We start from the raw sequence: 14,670 nt of genomic DNA, 5'->3' as shown, positions 1-14,670 counted from the left end.
CTCGCCCCGGCTGGCTGGTTTCCTTCGCCGGAGACCAGATAAGGAGTACGGCATGGATCCTTCCGCCATTGCCGCGCATATGGAAGTCGTTGGTTCCGACGGCGGGCATGTCGGCACGGTCGATCATGTTGACGGCCAGCGCATCAAGCTGACCCGGACCGATCGGGCTGCCGGTGGTGAGCATCACTACCTGCATCTCGATCTCGTCCAGGCCGTGCGCGACGGCAAGATCGTGCTGAACCGCACCGCCGCCCAGGCGAAGGACGAATGGGGCGTGAAAAGCGTCGGCTGACGCACCAGCATCGCGGCAGATGCGCGAAGGCCCCGGGGAGTGTGCCCCCGGGGCCTTTTCGCGTCCGCCGGTCAGAAGAAGGCGTTCTTCAGCAGCACCACGTTCAGCACCACGATCAGCGCCGCCGAGCCCCAGCCCAATGCCATCTGCCACATGGGCGTGACCAGCGTGCCGAGCCGCCTGCGGTCGCCAGCGAAGAGCATCAGCGGGATCACCGCGAAGGGCAGCTGCAGCGAGAGCACGACCTGAGACAGCACCAAAAGCTGCGCCGTGCCGCTTTCGCCATAGATCCAGGTGACCACCACCGCCGGCACAATGGCGATGATGCGCGTCACCAGCCGCCGCAGCGCCGGGCGCAGGCGGATGCGCAGGAAGCCTTCCATCACCACCTGCCCGGCGATGGTGGCGGTGACGGTGGAATTCAGCCCGCAGGCCAGCAGCGCGATGGCGAAGAGAAACGGCGCCGCCGTGCCCAGCAGCGGCGCCAGCAGGGTATGGGCATCGCCGATCTCGGCCACCTCGGTATGGCCCCGCGTATGGAAGGCAGCGGCCGCCAGGATCAGGATGGCGGAATTGATCAGCAGGGCGATGACCAGCGCCACCGTGCTGTCGATGCTGGCGAAGCGGATGGCCTCCCGCTTGCCTGATTCGTCCCGCCCGGTGTCGCGGGACTGCACGATGGCGGTGTGCAGGTAGAGGTTATGCGGCATCACCGTGGCGCCCAGGATGCCCAGCGCCAGGTAGAGCTGCGAGCTGTTGGTGACGATGGAGGCCGAGGGCAGGTAGCCGCGCAGCACATCGCCCCAGACCGGGTCCGCCATGGCAAGCTGGGCGATGAAGCAGAAGGCGATCAGCGCAATCAGCCCGATGACGAAGGACTCCAGCCAGCGGACGCCCTTGTGCTGCAGCCAGAGGATCAGCAGCGTATCCAGCACCGTCAGCAGCACACCTTCCAGCAGCGGCAGGCCGAACAGCAGTTGCAGCGCGATGGCGGTGCCGATGACCTCCGCGAGGTCGGTGGCGCAGATGGCGGCCTCGGCCAGCAGCCAGAGCGGAAAGGACATCCAGCGCGGGAAGCGCTCGCGGCAGAGCTGCGCCAGGTCCCGCCCGGAGGCGATGCCGATGCGGGCGCAGATGGCCTGCAACAGCATGGCCATGAGGGATGAGAGCAGCGCGACCGAGAGCAGCGTGTAGCCGAAGGCCGAGCCGCCCGCGATGGAAGTGGCCCAGTTGCCCGGGTCCATGTAGCCCACCGCCACCATGTAGCCCGGCCCCACGAAGGCCAGCAGCCGCCGCAGCCAGGAAGCGCCGGCGGGAATCCGGACGGTGCGGTGGATCTCACCCAGGCTGTTGGGCGTGCCGGTCAGGCTGGCCGCGTCATGCCGGCGCCCGGCCGGAAGCTCTGCCGGCGGGCAGGACTGGTCGAGCATCAGGCGGGTCTCCGTGCCACAGGCATCCATCTCGTGTCCCGTGCCGAGGCTGTAGCAAAGGCTACAAACAAGGGCAAAAAAACAGGCGGCGCACCCTCATGGCACGCCGCCCCCTGATGAACCCGAAGCTCCGGCCGGCGCTTCAGCCGGCCTTGGCCTTGTAGGCCTCAGCCTCTTCCAGGCTGCCGACGCCGCCACGCTCGCGGCTCCAGCTGACCGGATCCTCCAGGAACTTCCGCACTTCCTTCAGCGCGCCTTCCGAGAAGTAGGGGCGTTCCCGGCAGACTTCGAGAACGTCCCACCAGGTCGCCAGATGCAGCAGGTTGAGGTTGATTTGCTGCAACTTCTCCTGCCCGCCGGGGAAGACGCCGTAGAAGAAGACCACGAAGGTGTGGTCCACGATCACGCCGGCATCGCGCATCGCCTGGGCGAAGCGGATCTTGCTGCCGCCGTCGGTGGTCAGGTCCTCCACCAGCAGGGTGCGCTTGCCCTCGGGCACGTCGCCCTCAATCTGCGCGTTCTTGCCGAAGCCCTTGGGCTTCTTGCGCACATAGGACATCGGCGCCGCCATGCGGTCGGCGATCCAGGCGGCATAGGGGATGCCGGCGGTCTCGCCGCCCGTCACGGCCTCGATGCTCTCGAAGCCGATGTGGCGGTTGATCTTCTCCACGGCCAGGTCGCAGATGCGGGTGCGGGCGCGCGGGAAGGAGATGATCTTGCGGCAGTCGATATAGACCGGGCTCTTCCAGCCCGAGGTGAAGGTATAGGGCTCCTCCGGCCGGAAGTTGACCGCCTTGATCTCCAGCAGGATACGGGCGGTGGTGAGCGCGGCGTCGCGGTCCCAGTCTGAAAGATGCGTGGTGGTCATGGCGGGAAGCTCTCCTTCTGGCGCCGTTCGTAACGCCCTGATGGCGGCGCGTCCATGATGGAGGCGCCCGTTTGGGTGCTGGCGGACCCGCGCGCGGGCACGGCGGCCCAGGCCCTGGGCATTGCCGAGCGGCTGGAGGCGCCCTTCCGCACCGTGACGCTGGAATGGGGGCCGCTGGCCAAGCTGCCCTGGCCCTGGCCCACCCTGGCGGGGCTGACGCCCCAGGCGCGGGCGCGGATCGTGCCGCCCTGGCCGAGGCTGGTGATCTCCGCCGGGCGGCGCGCGGCGCCGGTGGCGCTGTGGCTCGGCCGGCGCGGCGCCCGCACCGTGCATTGCATGCGCCCCGGCGCCGGGGCAGCCCGATTCGACCTGCTGGTGGTCGGGCGGCACGATTCGCCGGCCCCGGCGGCCAATGTCATGCCCATACTGGGCGCCACCCACCGGGTTTCTCCCGCGCGGCTGGCGGCGGCACGGGCGGAATGGGCGGAACTCGGCACGCTGCCCGGCCCGCGCGTGGCGCTGCTGGTGGGCGGCCCGGTGCGGGGGGAGGGGTTGGACATGGCCACCGCCGCAGCCCTGGTGCCTGCCGCCCGACGCCACTTCCCCGATGCCACCATCCTGGCCACCACCAGCCGCCGCACCGGGGCGGCGGCCACGGCGCGCATCGCCGCCGACCTCGCTGGCAGCCCGCATCGCCTGTTCCGCTGGGGCGACGCGGGGCCGAACCCTTATGCGGGCTTCCTGGCCTGGGCGGATGCGGTGATCGTGACGGCGGACAGTGTGTCCATGCTCTCCGAGGCCTGCGCCACCGGCCGGCCCGTGCTGATCGCGGGCGAGGCACCCGGCCGCCATGCCGCGCTGGCCGAAAGCCTTTGCGCCGCCGGCTATGCCAGCCGCCTACCGGCCCCTGGCCTGCCGCACCCGGCGGCACCGCTGGACGAGAGTGCGCGCGTCGCCGCACGTCTGCGCGAGCTTGGCTTCGCCTGAGCCATTCCACCCGCTAAGGCCCCGGCGGACCCTGGATCATGAGAACCGCCGTGACGCTGCGCCGACGCACCCTTTCCTGGCCCGCCCTTTCCGTGCTGGCCCTGGCCGCCACACTGGGCAGCGCCGCCCAGGCCCAGGACTCCGACAAGGCCGGCATCCGGCTCGGCGAGGTCATGCTGCGCCCTTATGTCTATGGCCAGTTCGATTTCGGCGAGACCTGGGGCGGCAAGCCCGATGCACCCGCCGGCGGCATGCAGGCGCGCCGCTTCCGCCTCGGTGGCGAGGCGGAGCTGCCGCATGACGTCACGGTTGGCCTCATCTGGGATTTCGGCGGCGAGGGCTTCGATGGGCCGCGCTGGGGCCAGTCCCGCCTTTATGAGGCGATGGTCGAGTATTCCGGCCTGAAGCCCTTCAGCATCCGCGCCGGCGCCTTCGAGCCGACGCTGACCATGGAGGATTCGCAAAGCTCGGCCGCTACGCTCTTCCTGGAGAAGGCGGCGATCGTTGACCTCGCCGGCGCCATCGTGGATGGCGGCCGCACCGGCGTGGAGATCCAGGCGCAGGGCGACCGCTACCTCGCCAGCTTCGCCTTCACCGGCCCCCGCGTCGGCTATGGCGACGATGCGCGGGAGAGGGCGGTGATGGGCCGCGTCGCCGGGCTGGTGGTGCAGCAGGAAAACCTGGCCATCCACCTGGGCCTCGATGGCCTCTGGCGCTTCCGTACGCCGCAGGAGAACGGGCAGCGGCCGGGCATCGAGCTGTCCAATGCGCCAGAATACACGATCACCCCGGAATCCTATCTCAGCACCGGCTTCATCGAGGCCAAGGGCATGGCTTCCGGCGGCATCGAGGCGGGCGTGGCCTCGGGGCCCTTCTGGGCCTCGGGCGAGTGGTACCGCATCACGGTGGACCGCACGGACGGCAAGAACCCCTGGTTCGGCGGCTGGTACGCCCAGGCGGCCTGGATGATCTTCGGCCCCCGGCGCCAGTGGAGTTCGGAGGATGCCGCCTGGGCCGCGCCGAAGCCCGAGCCCTTCGATCCCTCCCGCGGCGAGTGGGGCTCGCTGGAGCTGGGCGGGCGCTTCTCCCACGCGAATTTGCGCAGCGCCGATATCGATGGCGGGGAGCAGGATGTCTGGTCCGCCAGCCTGGGCTGGTGGCCGCATGAGACGCTGCGGGCGCTGCTGCAATACCAGAACGGCCGCATCAAGGGCGGCGAGGACCCGCACCGCTTCCAGGCGGTCACCCTGCGGCTGCAGTTCCAGCTGGACTAAGGCGCGTTGGACGGCCGGCCGAACGCGGCGGTGAGGTAGAAGCCGCCGGCGGTCGCGGGGCCGGTGCCGCCTGCCTGGCCTCAGGTGCCGCTAGCATCAGGGAATCCAGGCGACCTCATAATCATGGCAGGCCGGCGACGGGGTCCACTACACTCGCCGAGGAGCGCATCTGCTGAGGGCCTTGGTGCGCCTGTTTGCGAGTCCCGCTGGTCGGGCATCTGGGCTGCATCAAGAAGGAGAGGACCTATGGACCTCGCTGGCCAGCCCGATACGCCCTGGCGACAGGCGCGCTTCGTTGTTGTCGCCCTTGTTGCCGGTGTCCTCACCGGGGTGTTCGGCGGGCTGTTCCACCTCTTGATCGAACAGATCATCGAATGGCCGAACTGGCTGGCGCGCCATGTCGGAGGCTGGAGGCTGATCGGCGCGAGCGCCCTGGTCACCATGGCCGCCACTGTGTTCGCCGTCTTCCTCACCCGCCGCTTCGCCCCAGAAGCCGGTGGCAGCGGCGTTCCCGAAATCGAGGGGGCCATCGCCGGTGTCAGGCATGTGCGTTGGGAACGCGTGCTGCCCGTGAAATTCGTGGCCGGCATTGTGGCGATCGGCTCGGGCCACGTTCTAGGCCGTGAAGGTCCAACCATTCACATGGGCGGCTCGGCGGCACTTATCGCCACCGACATCTTCGGCGTGAAGGGCGTCGACCGGCAGGCGCTGCTGGCGGCGGGTGCGGGTGCGGGCCTCGCCTGCGCCTTCAATGCGCCCATGGCCGCCGTGCTCTTCGTCATCGAGGAAACGCGGAAGCAGTTTCCCTACACGTTCCGGACCTACATGGGGGTCTTCGCCGCCACGATCGCCGGAACGGCGATGAGCCAGTTCATCTCCGGCACGCGCCCGGAACTGCCGCTGGCCGCCGGGCAGGCGGCGCTGGCTTCCCTGCCTCTATTCGGGCTGCTGGGGGCGGTTCTGGGCGGCGTGGGGGTTCTGTTCAATTTCAGCATCATGAAGATGCTCGACTTGACCGCCGCGTGGCAGAAGCGGGCGCCCTATGCATGGCCTGTCCTGGTGGGCCTAGTCGTGGGTGCGCTGCTGGTCATCGCGCCCCGCACCGTCACGGGCGGCGAAGGTGTCATTTCGGAGATAGCCCGTGTCACCCCCGGCATAGCCGCGCTGCTGATGCTGGCGGCGGCCCGCTTCATCACTTCGGTCAGCAGCTATTCCACCGGAACACCCGGCGGCATTTTCGCGCCCATCCTCGCCTTGGCTGCCTGCCTTGGGCTGGCCTTTGGCGAGCTCGTGCAGATGGCCATGCCGGAGGCATTCTCCGGCATGGGTCTGACGCCTGTCTCCTTCGGGATCGTGGCCATGGCCGCGCTGTTCACCGCATCCGTGCGCGCGCCGGCGGTGGGCGTGGTGCTGGTGATGGAACTCACCGCTTCCTATGCGCTCACCCTGCCGACGCTGACCGCGTGCCTGATCGCGAGCCTTGTTGCCCAGTGGCTGGGAGGGCGCCCCATCTATGGACAGATGCTGGAGCGCACCCTGGCTCTGGCCGGCGTCGCGCAGCAGACGACACGGAGCCCAAGCACCGGATTGGCGGCCGACCCGGATCGGCCGTGACCTTGCCCGCAAGCCGGAACAGGCGAGGGTGCGCAATAGAAGGCTGGGCGGCGTGGCCGGAGTGAGCGGCAGCCCGCCATGGCTAAGGGGCCGTGGCGGTGACGCTGCCGCCGATCTCGCGTGACTGGCCCTGGAAGATGGCAATGGTCTCGCCCGCCGGGTCGGTGATCCGCACTTCATAGACGCCGCTGCGCCCGGCCTGCGCCACCTGCCGTCCATGGGCGGTCAGGGTGGTGCCGACCACGCCCGGCCGCAGGTAGGTGATGCTGCAGGCCTGGGCCACGGTGCGGCGGTCGAAGCTGTTGCAGGCAAAGGCGAAGGTGCTGTCCGCCAGCGCGAAGAGGAAGCCGCCGTGGCAGGCGCCAAGGCCATTCGCCATGCGGGGCTCGATCTCCATGGCAATCTCGGCCTCCCCCGGCGCCACGCGCAACAGCCGCATGCCAAGCCCCTGGGAAGCGGCATCGGTGCGCCACATTGCCTGGGCGGCGGCCTCGGCCAGGGCCTGGGGGTCGGTGATGTCGTTCATGCTGGTTCCTCCGGTGCCAGGGTGTCATTCACCGACCGAACGGTCAAATTATGCCACCGCCTTTTCAAGCGCCGCCGCCCCGTTACAAGAGATGGCATGAGCGCCACGCCCCTGCTGGAAATCTTCCGCCACCTGAACAGCGCGCCCTCGCGCACCTGGTCGGTGGTCATCACGGTCTTCGGCGATGCGGTGGTGCCGCGCGGGGGCGCCATCAGCCTGGCGACACTCACGGAAATCCTGGGCGCCATGGGCGTGGCGGAAGGGGCGGTGCGTACCGCCATGTCGCGCCTCTCCGCCGATGGCTGGCTGGAGCGCACGCGCCAGGGCCGCAACAGCTTCTACCAACTGGCGGCCAAGGGGGAGGCGACCTTCGCGGAAGCCGCCGCCCGCATCTACGCGCCGCATACCCCCGGCACGCCCGGCCGCTTCCGGCTGGTGCTGGCGGACCGGTCGGAGATGCGCGCCGCCTTGCAGCAGGCCGGCTTCGGGCAGGCGCAGCCCGGCCTTTGGGTGGCGCCGGAGGAAGTGCCCGTGCCCGCGGAAGCCGGCGGCGCCATTGCCCTGCTGGCCGAGGCCGATACCGCCGATGGCCACCGGCTGGCCGCGCAAAGCTGGCCGCTGGAGGCTCTGGCGGAAACCTATCGCCACTTCATCGCGGCCTTCGAGCCGCTGGCGATGTGGCTGGAACAGGGCCATGCGCTGGAAGGGCTGGATGCGCTGACGGCGCGGGTGCTGCTGATCCACGAATACCGCCGCGCCGTGCTGCGCCACCCGCCGCTGGCGCGTGCGCTGCTGCCGGTGGACTGGGCCGGAGATGCGGCGCGGGCACTTTGTGCCGGCCTTTACCGGGCGTTGCTACCGGCTTCGGAAGCCTGGCTGGATGCCCATGCCACCCGCGCTGACGGCCCCCTGCCGCCCGCCGGGCGCGACCTGGCCCTCCGCTTTCGGGAAGCATAAAGCGTTACCGATTTTTCTTGGATTAAGAAAAAACTGTTATATATTCCTTCCCACGGGATCGCAGCCCGAGGGAGAAACGGCCATGTACACCCAGGCGCTGAACAGCCGCGACGACACCCCCGCCGCCATCCGCCCCGCCGAGGAGCTGGAGCTCGAAGCCCGCTTCCAGGCGCGCGTCGATGCCGAGGAGCGGATCGAGGCCAATGACTGGATGCCGGCCGCCTATCGCAAGACGCTGGTGCGGCAGATCTCCCAGCATGCGCATTCCGAGATCATCGGCATGCTGCCGGAAGGCAACTGGATCACCCGCGCGCCGTCGCTGCGCCGCAAGGCCGCGCTGCTGGCCAAGGTGCAGGATGAATGCGGCCACGGCCTGTACCTCTACGCCGCCGCCGAGACCCTGGGTGTTTCGCGGGAAGAACTGACCGAGCAGCTTCTGACCGGCCGCGCCAAGTATTCCTCTATCTTCAACTACCCGACCATGAGCTGGGCGGATATCGGCGCCATCGGCTGGCTGGTGGATGGCGCGGCCATCATGAACCAGATCCCGCTCTGCCGCTGTTCCTACGGCCCCTATGCCCGCGCCATGATCCGCGTCTGCAAGGAAGAAAGCTTCCACCAGCGCCAGGGCTACGAGATCATGCTGACGCTGTGCCGCGGCTCCGAGGAGCAGAAGGCCATGGCGCAGGACGCGCTGAACCGCTGGTGGTGGCCCTGCCTGATGATGTTTGGCCCGCCGGATGCCGCCAGCCAGCATTCCGACCAGTCCACCAAGTGGAAGATCAAGCGCTTCTCCAATGACGAGCTGCGCCAGAAGTTCGTGGATGCCACGGTGCCGCAGGCGCAATACCTGGGCCTGACGCTGCCAGACCCTGACCTGCGCTTCGTGCCGGATGAGGATGGCGACGGCACCACCGGCCACTGGGCTTACGGCGAGATCGACTGGGACGAGTTCAAGCAGGTGATCGCGGGCAATGGCCCCTGCAACCGCGACCGCCTGGCCGCCCGCAACAAGGCGCATGCCGAGGGCGAGTGGGTGCGCGAGGCCGCCATGGCCCATGCCGCCAAGCGCCGCGCCCGCCAGCAGGCCGCTTGAGGGGAGACGAGATTATGACCAAGACCGTGACCCCGCTGTGGGAAGTTTTTATTCGTAGCCGCAATGGGCTTTCCCACAAGCATGTGGGCTCGCTGCATGCGGCGGATGCCACGCTGGCCTTGCAGGCGGCGCGCGACGTTTATACGCGGCGCGGGGAGGGGCTCTCGATCTGGGTGGTGCCCTCCAATGCCATCACCGCTTCCGATCCCGGCGAGAAGGGCATGATGTTCGAGCCCGCCGAGACCAAGATCTATCGCCATCCGACCTTCTACGAAGTGCCCAACGAAGTCGGGCATATGTGAGAGCGGCGCGGGAGGAAACGGGAATGGCGACCAACACGATCCGGGTGAATGAAAGCCCGCTGGTGCTCTACTGCCTGCGCCGCGCCGATGATGCGCTGGTGATGGGCCATCGCCTGTCTGAATGGTGCGGGCGCGGCCCGGCGCTGGAAGAAGAGATGGCGCTCGCCAATATGGGCCTGGACCTGCTGGGCCAGGCGCGTTCCCTCTATACCTATGCGGCCGAGGTCGAGGCGGCGGGCAATGACGAGGACCGCTACGCCTACCTGCGCGACGCCCGCCAGTACCGCAACCTGCTGCTGGCCGAGCAGCCGAATGGCGACTTCGCCCGCACCATCCTGCGCCAGTTCTTCTACGCCGCCTTCGCCGACCCCTACTGGCGCGCGATGATGAAGTCCTCCGACCCCACGCTGGCCGCCATTGCCGCGAAGTCGGAAAAAGAAAGCGCCTACCACCTGCGCCACACCGCCGAATGGGTGATCCGCCTGGGCGATGGCACCGAGGAAAGCCACCGCCGCGCCGCCGAGGCGGTGGCGCATCTCTGGCCCTATACCGGCGAGATGTTCGAGGCCGATGCCGCCGAGCAGGAGCTGATCGCCGCCGGCGTGGTGATGGACCCCGCTTCCTTCCGCGCCGAGTGGGACAAGACAGTGTCCGAGATCCTGGCCGAGGCGACGCTGGAGAAGCCCGCGCCGGGCTGGATGCAGAAGGGCGGCCGCACCGGCCTGCACAGCGAGCACCTGGGCCATATGCTGGCCGAGATGCAGGTGCTCCAGCGGACCTATCCCGACGCCACCTGGTGAATGCCATGACGCAGACCGACGCGGCGCTGCGGCAGAAGGCCATCGAAGCCGCCAGCGCGGTGGTGGACCCGGAGATCCCGGTGCTGACCATCGCCGATCTGGGCGTGCTGCGGGATGTGGTGGTGGAAGGCGGCCATGTCCGCGTGGACATCACCCCCACCTATTCCGGCTGCCCGGCGATGAACATGATCGCGGTGGAGATCGACCTCGCGCTGTCCCGCGCGGGCATCGCGGACAAGGAAATCCGCACGGTGCTGGCGCCGGCCTGGACCACGGATTGGATGACCGAGGAAGGCCGCCGCAAGCTGCATGAATACGGCATCGCGCCGCCGCAGCCCGGCAGCGGCCGCCGCGCGCTGTTCGGCAAGGATGTGGTGACCTGCCCGCGCTGCGGCTCGAACGACACGAGCCTGCTGGCGGAATTCGGCTCCACCTCCTGCAAGGCGCTGTGGCGCTGCGAAAGCTGCCGCGAGCCCTTCGACTATTTCAAATGTCATTGACGGAAGCAGCCATGTCCGCGACCCCCACGACGCCCCGCTTCCACCGCCTGCGCATCGCCGACCTGAAGCGGGAAACGCGGGACGCCGTCTCCATCGCCTTCGACCTGCCGGGGGAGCTGCGCGACCTTTATGCCTTTGAGCCGGGCCAGTACCTGACGCTGCGCACGAAGCTGGATGACGAGGAAGTCCGCCGCTCCTATTCCATCTGCTCCGGCCCGCAGGACGGCGAGCTGCGGATCGCGGTGAAGCAGGTGGATGGCGGCGCCTTCTCCACCTGGGCCAATACCGAATTGCAGGCCGGCGACGAGCTGGACGTGATGACCCCCACCGGCCGCTTCGGCGTGGCGCCGGCACCGGGCGAGGCGCGCATCCATGTTGGCTTCGCCGCAGGCTCCGGCATCACGCCGATCCTTTCCATCGTGCGCGGGGTGCTGGCGCGGGAGCCGCTGAGCCGCTTCTTCCTGTTCTACGGCAACCGCGCCGCGCGCGAGATGCTGTTCCGGGAGCAGTTGGAGGAGCTGAAGGACCGCTTCCTAGGCCGGCTCTCGGTCTTCCATGTGCTGTCCAAGGAAGAACAGGATATCCCCATCCTGAACGGCCGGTTGGATGGCGAGAAGGTGCGTGTGCTGCTGCGCCACATGGTGCCCGCCGAGCAGGTGGACCACATTTTTGTCTGTGGCCCCACCGGCATGAGCGACGAGATCGAGGTCACCCTGCGAGAGATGGGCGTGCCGGAGGAGCGGGTGCATATCGAGCGCTTCGTCTCCGCCCTGGGCGGCAGGCCGCGCCCCAAGGTGGTGCCCAGCGCCGCCGAGGCCGAGGCAGCGCATCGCGTGGCCGACCTGATCGTGGATGGCAACCGCCGGCAGGTGAAGGTGGCGGAGGGTGAGGCCATCCTGGATGCCGCGCTGCGCGCCGGGCTGGACCTGCCCTATGCCTGCAAGGGCGGCATGTGCAGCACCTGCCGCGCCAAGGTGGTGGAGGGCACGGTGGAGATGGAGGTCAACTACTCGCTGGAACCCTGGGAAACCAAGGCCGGCTTCGTGCTGACCTGCCAGGCCCGCCCGACCAGCGAGCACGTGGTCATCGATTACGACCAGATGTGAGGCTTCAGCGGCCGGGGATCTGGCCGCGCAGCTTCTCTTCCCGCGCCGCCAGCTCCGGCGACATGGCATCCCCGAAATCCTCGAGCTCGAAGAGCGGGCGGATCTCGATCTCGCTGGGGCCGGGCATGGGATTGGGGCATCGTCTCACCCATTCCACCGCTTCGGCCATGTCCTTGACCTGCCAGAGCCAGAAGCCCGCGACCAGTTCGCCGGTAGCCGGGAAGGGGCCGTCGGTTACGGTGCGGTCGGCGCCGTCGAAGGCCACCCGCTTTCCCTGGGATGAAGGCTTCAGGCCCTCGCCGGCCAGGAGGATGCCGGCCTTGGCCAGTTCCTCATTGTACTTGCCCATGGCTTCCAGCAGTTCGAGCGGCGGCATGACGCCGGCTTCGCTGTCTCGTGTCGCCTTGACCAGAACCATGACACGCATTCTCGACCTCCCTCGTTTCAGGGGATCGACAGCCTGCCAGAACTATCCTGAGTAAGAAGAGGCAAGGGGCCGGCTCAAGGGATTGTGGTCGGAGCCAGCCCTGCGGCCTGCCGCCGCGCTCTGGCCGGGCTGGGGCCATTGCGCATGCCAGCGTCATGGCCCCTGTTGTATCAGCCCTGATCGCGCCGGTCGATCACCCGCCGCATCTTGCCGACCGAGCGCTCGACCCCGCCCGGCTGCTCGATCACGACCTTGGTGGAGATGCCGATGGTGTTCTTGATCTGCTCGATCAGCGCGCGGGCCTCCTGCTTCAGCCCCTCGCCATCCCAGAGGCCGGCGCGGCATTCGGCATGGATGGTCATGCAATCCATCCGGCCTTCCCGCGTCAGGCGGATCTGGAAATGGCCGCTGCACCAGTCCTGCGCCAGCAGGGCTTCCTCGATCTGGGAGGGGAAGACATTGACGCCGCGCAGGATGATCATGTCGTCCGAGCGGCCAGTGACCTTCTCCATCCGCCGCATGCCGGGGCGGGCGGTGCCGGGCAGCAGCCGCGTCAGGTCCCGCGTGCGGTAGCGGATGACGGGCTGGCCTTCCTTGGTGAGCGTGGTGAAGACCAGCTCGCCCATCTCGCCATCCGGCAGCACTTCGCCGGTATTGGGGTCGATCACCTCGGCGTAGAAATGGTCTTCCCAGATATGCAGGCCGTCCTTGGTCTCGACGCATTCCTGCGCCACGCCCGGGCCCATGACTTCCGAGAGGCCATAGATATCGACGGCCTGCATGTCGAAGGCCTGCTCGATCTCCTGGCGCATCGCATTGGTCCAGGGCTCGGCGCCAAAGATGCCGATCTTCAGCGAGGACTGGCGCGGGTCCAGCCCCTGGCGGCGGAACTCATCCATCAGCGCCAGCATGTAGCTGGGCGTGACCATGATGATTTCCGGCTTGAAGTCGTTGATGAGCTGCACCTGCCGCTCGGTCATGCCGCCCGACATCGGGATGACGGTGCAGCCCAGCCGCTCCGCGCCGTAATGCGCGCCGAGGCCGCCGGTGAAGAGGCCGTAGCCATAGGCCACATGCACCTTCATCCCCGGCCGCCCGCCGGCGGCATAGATGGAGCGCGCGACGAGGTCCGCCCAGTTGTCGATATCCCCCTGGGTATAGCCCACCACGATCGGCTTGCCCGTGGTGCCGGAGGAACCGTGGATGCGCGCGATCTTCTCCTGCGGTACGGCCAGCAGGCCGAAGGGATAGTTGTCCCGCAGGTCCGTCTTCACCGTGAAGGGGAACTTGGCGATATCCGGCAGGTCCTTGAAGTCGTCCGGGCCGACCCCGGCGGCATCGAAGCTGCGGCGGTAATGCGGCACATTGTCATAGGCATGCCGCAGCACCTTCGCCATCCGCTCGCGCTGCAGCGCGCGGATCTCTTCGCGCGATGCACGCTCCACCGCGTGCAGCACAGAACTCTGCTCCAGGGTCGTCGCGCTCATCTCTGGGGTTTCCTCGCTTGCTTCGTTGCTAGGCGTCGCGCTGGCCGAAGCGGGGCGAACGCTTCTCCAGGAAGGCCCGCACGCCCTCGGCATAGTCGGGGGAGCGGCCGGCCTCGCGTTGCAGGTCGCGTTCCATGTCAAGCTGCTGGTCCAGCGAATGGCCGAAGGAGGCTTCCAGCGCCTGCTTCACGCGGCCCAGCCCTTCGGTGGACTGCGCCGCCAGCTTCGCCGCCAGGGCCTCGGATTCCGCCACCAGCTGGTCGTCGGGCACCGCCTTCCAGATCATGCCCCATTCCGCCGCCGTGGTGGCGGGCAGGGGGTCGGCGGTGAACATCAGCGCACGGGCCCGCGCCTCGCCGATCAGACGCGGCAGCAGGAAAGTGCCTCCCGAATCCGGCACAAGTGCGATCTTGGAAAAGGACTGGATGAAGCGGGCCGATTGCGCCGCCAGCACGATGTCGCAGGCAATGGCGATATTCGCGCCGGCCCCGGCCGCCACGCCATTCACGGCGCAGACCACCGGCTTCGGCAGGGCGCGGATGCGGCGGATCAGCGGGTTGTAGAAGCGCTCCAGCGTGCTGCCGAGGTCCGGCGGGCCGCCAACACCCGGCTTGCGGTCGCCCAGGTCCTGGCCGGCGCAGAAGCCGCGGCCTTCGCCAGTCAGCAGCACGGCACGGCAATCTTGCGCTTCGGCGGCCTCGCCCAGCGCGGCGTAGAGCGCGGTGTGCAGCGCCTCATTGAAGCTGTTCAGCTTGTCGGGGCGGTTCAGCACCAGCTTCCACCAGCCGTCGCGCTTTTCCACCCGCAAAACCTGTTCCATGCCATTTCCTCTCATCGTGGCTGCTGGACCATGGATGGTCTCTTGGCCCGCCGGCAAGCCAGGGCGCGAATTCATCCTTGCATTGACCGTCCGGACGGTCAAATAATTTCCGGCGCCCAGAAGCCGGCAACTGGCCGGGCGTGTGGAGGCGGGTGGCTTGCCAATTGGCGGGCTGGCCATACCC

16 protein-coding genes are annotated in these 14,670 nt (G+C 68.3%); 10 read left to right on the top strand and 6 right to left on the bottom strand.

What is annotated here, in order from left to right; translation table 11 throughout:
• The first annotated feature begins 52 nt into the window (after nt 1-52).
• On the top strand, nt 53-292 hold the full coding sequence (locus EBE87_RS11940) for a DUF2171 domain-containing protein (RefSeq protein WP_120640275.1): 240 nt from the start codon (nt 53-55) through the stop codon (nt 290-292).
• Between the two features lie 71 nt (nt 293-363).
• Here the strand turns inward: EBE87_RS11940 and EBE87_RS11935 are convergent, their stop codons facing one another.
• Entirely contained in the window at nt 364-1,722 is a 1,359-nt protein-coding gene (locus tag EBE87_RS11935; RefSeq protein ID WP_120640283.1) for an Nramp family divalent metal transporter, read from the bottom strand.
• A gap of 142 nt (nt 1,723-1,864) precedes the next feature.
• Complete coding sequence (locus EBE87_RS11930) at nt 1,865-2,590, bottom strand: orotate phosphoribosyltransferase (RefSeq protein WP_120640274.1); 726 nt, start codon at nt 2,588-2,590, stop codon at nt 1,865-1,867.
• A gap of 54 nt (nt 2,591-2,644) precedes the next feature.
• Between EBE87_RS11930 and EBE87_RS11925 the strand changes: the two genes are divergently transcribed.
• The 3 genes from EBE87_RS11925 (at nt 2,645) to clcA (ending at nt 6,465) form a co-directional block, all read left to right on the top strand.
• Nucleotides 2,645-3,577, top strand: coding sequence for a mitochondrial fission ELM1 family protein (locus tag EBE87_RS11925; RefSeq protein ID WP_233560088.1), 933 nt, complete (start codon nt 2,645-2,647; stop codon nt 3,575-3,577).
• A gap of 38 nt (nt 3,578-3,615) precedes the next feature.
• On the top strand, nt 3,616-4,851 hold the full coding sequence (locus EBE87_RS11920) for an OprO/OprP family phosphate-selective porin (RefSeq protein WP_120638128.1): 1,236 nt from the start codon (nt 3,616-3,618) through the stop codon (nt 4,849-4,851).
• Nucleotides 4,852-5,097: 246 nt separating this feature from the next.
• Nucleotides 5,098-6,465 (top strand): H(+)/Cl(-) exchange transporter ClcA, encoded by a 1,368-nt coding sequence (clcA, locus tag EBE87_RS11915; RefSeq protein WP_120638127.1) that lies wholly within the window; start codon nt 5,098-5,100, stop codon nt 6,463-6,465.
• A gap of 82 nt (nt 6,466-6,547) precedes the next feature.
• Here clcA and paaI read toward each other — a convergent pair whose 3' ends face one another.
• A complete protein-coding gene (gene paaI / locus EBE87_RS11910; RefSeq protein WP_120638126.1) occupies nt 6,548-6,991 on the bottom strand; it encodes a hydroxyphenylacetyl-CoA thioesterase PaaI in 444 nt (147 codons plus the stop codon).
• A 96-nt stretch (nt 6,992-7,087) separates the two neighbouring features.
• On the opposite strand from paaI, the gene EBE87_RS11905 reads away from it, so the two are divergent.
• From EBE87_RS11905 to paaE, 6 genes are all read left to right on the top strand, one after another.
• Nucleotides 7,088-7,948, top strand: a complete 861-nt coding sequence (locus tag EBE87_RS11905) for a PaaX family transcriptional regulator C-terminal domain-containing protein (protein ID WP_120638125.1) — start codon at nt 7,088-7,090, stop codon at nt 7,946-7,948.
• Between the two features lie 82 nt (nt 7,949-8,030).
• Nucleotides 8,031-9,044, top strand: coding sequence for a 1,2-phenylacetyl-CoA epoxidase subunit PaaA (gene paaA / locus EBE87_RS11900; protein WP_120638124.1), 1,014 nt, complete (start codon nt 8,031-8,033; stop codon nt 9,042-9,044).
• Between the two features lie 14 nt (nt 9,045-9,058).
• Complete coding sequence (gene paaB / locus EBE87_RS11895) at nt 9,059-9,346, top strand: 1,2-phenylacetyl-CoA epoxidase subunit PaaB (RefSeq protein ID WP_120638123.1); 288 nt, start codon at nt 9,059-9,061, stop codon at nt 9,344-9,346.
• Nucleotides 9,347-9,369: 23 nt separating this feature from the next.
• Nucleotides 9,370-10,146 carry a 1,2-phenylacetyl-CoA epoxidase subunit PaaC gene (paaC, locus tag EBE87_RS11890; RefSeq protein WP_120638122.1) on the top strand — a complete coding sequence of 259 codons (777 nt, stop codon included), beginning with the start codon at nt 9,370-9,372 and terminating at the stop codon, nt 10,144-10,146.
• Between the two features lie 5 nt (nt 10,147-10,151).
• A complete protein-coding gene (gene paaD / locus EBE87_RS11885; RefSeq protein WP_120638132.1) occupies nt 10,152-10,646 on the top strand; it encodes a 1,2-phenylacetyl-CoA epoxidase subunit PaaD in 495 nt (164 codons plus the stop codon).
• A gap of 11 nt (nt 10,647-10,657) precedes the next feature.
• On the top strand, nt 10,658-11,752 hold the full coding sequence (gene paaE, locus EBE87_RS11880) for a 1,2-phenylacetyl-CoA epoxidase subunit PaaE (RefSeq protein ID WP_120638121.1): 1,095 nt from the start codon (nt 10,658-10,660) through the stop codon (nt 11,750-11,752).
• A 4-nt stretch (nt 11,753-11,756) separates the two neighbouring features.
• Here paaE and EBE87_RS11875 read toward each other — a convergent pair whose 3' ends face one another.
• The 3 genes from EBE87_RS11875 to paaG all read right to left on the bottom strand — a co-directional run bounded on the left by EBE87_RS11875 (nt 11,757) and on the right by paaG (nt 14,486).
• Complete coding sequence (locus tag EBE87_RS11875; RefSeq protein WP_120638120.1) at nt 11,757-12,179, bottom strand: YciI family protein; 423 nt, start codon at nt 12,177-12,179, stop codon at nt 11,757-11,759.
• A 170-nt stretch (nt 12,180-12,349) separates the two neighbouring features.
• Nucleotides 12,350-13,666: a phenylacetate--CoA ligase PaaK gene (gene paaK, locus EBE87_RS11870; RefSeq protein ID WP_120638119.1), complete on the bottom strand. Its 1,317-nt coding sequence runs from the start codon at nt 13,664-13,666 to the stop codon at nt 12,350-12,352.
• A 28-nt stretch (nt 13,667-13,694) separates the two neighbouring features.
• Entirely contained in the window at nt 13,695-14,486 is a 792-nt protein-coding gene (paaG, locus tag EBE87_RS11865) for a 2-(1,2-epoxy-1,2-dihydrophenyl)acetyl-CoA isomerase PaaG (RefSeq protein ID WP_120638118.1), read from the bottom strand.
• Between the last annotated feature and the right edge of the window lie 184 nt (nt 14,487-14,670).

The sequence above is a fragment of the Teichococcus wenyumeiae genome (genome assembly GCF_003696345.1).
In the GTDB taxonomy this organism is placed as follows: Bacteria; Pseudomonadota; Alphaproteobacteria; order Acetobacterales; family Acetobacteraceae; genus Pseudoroseomonas; species Pseudoroseomonas wenyumeiae.
This window is presented reverse-complemented; position numbering and strand designations above follow the sequence as displayed.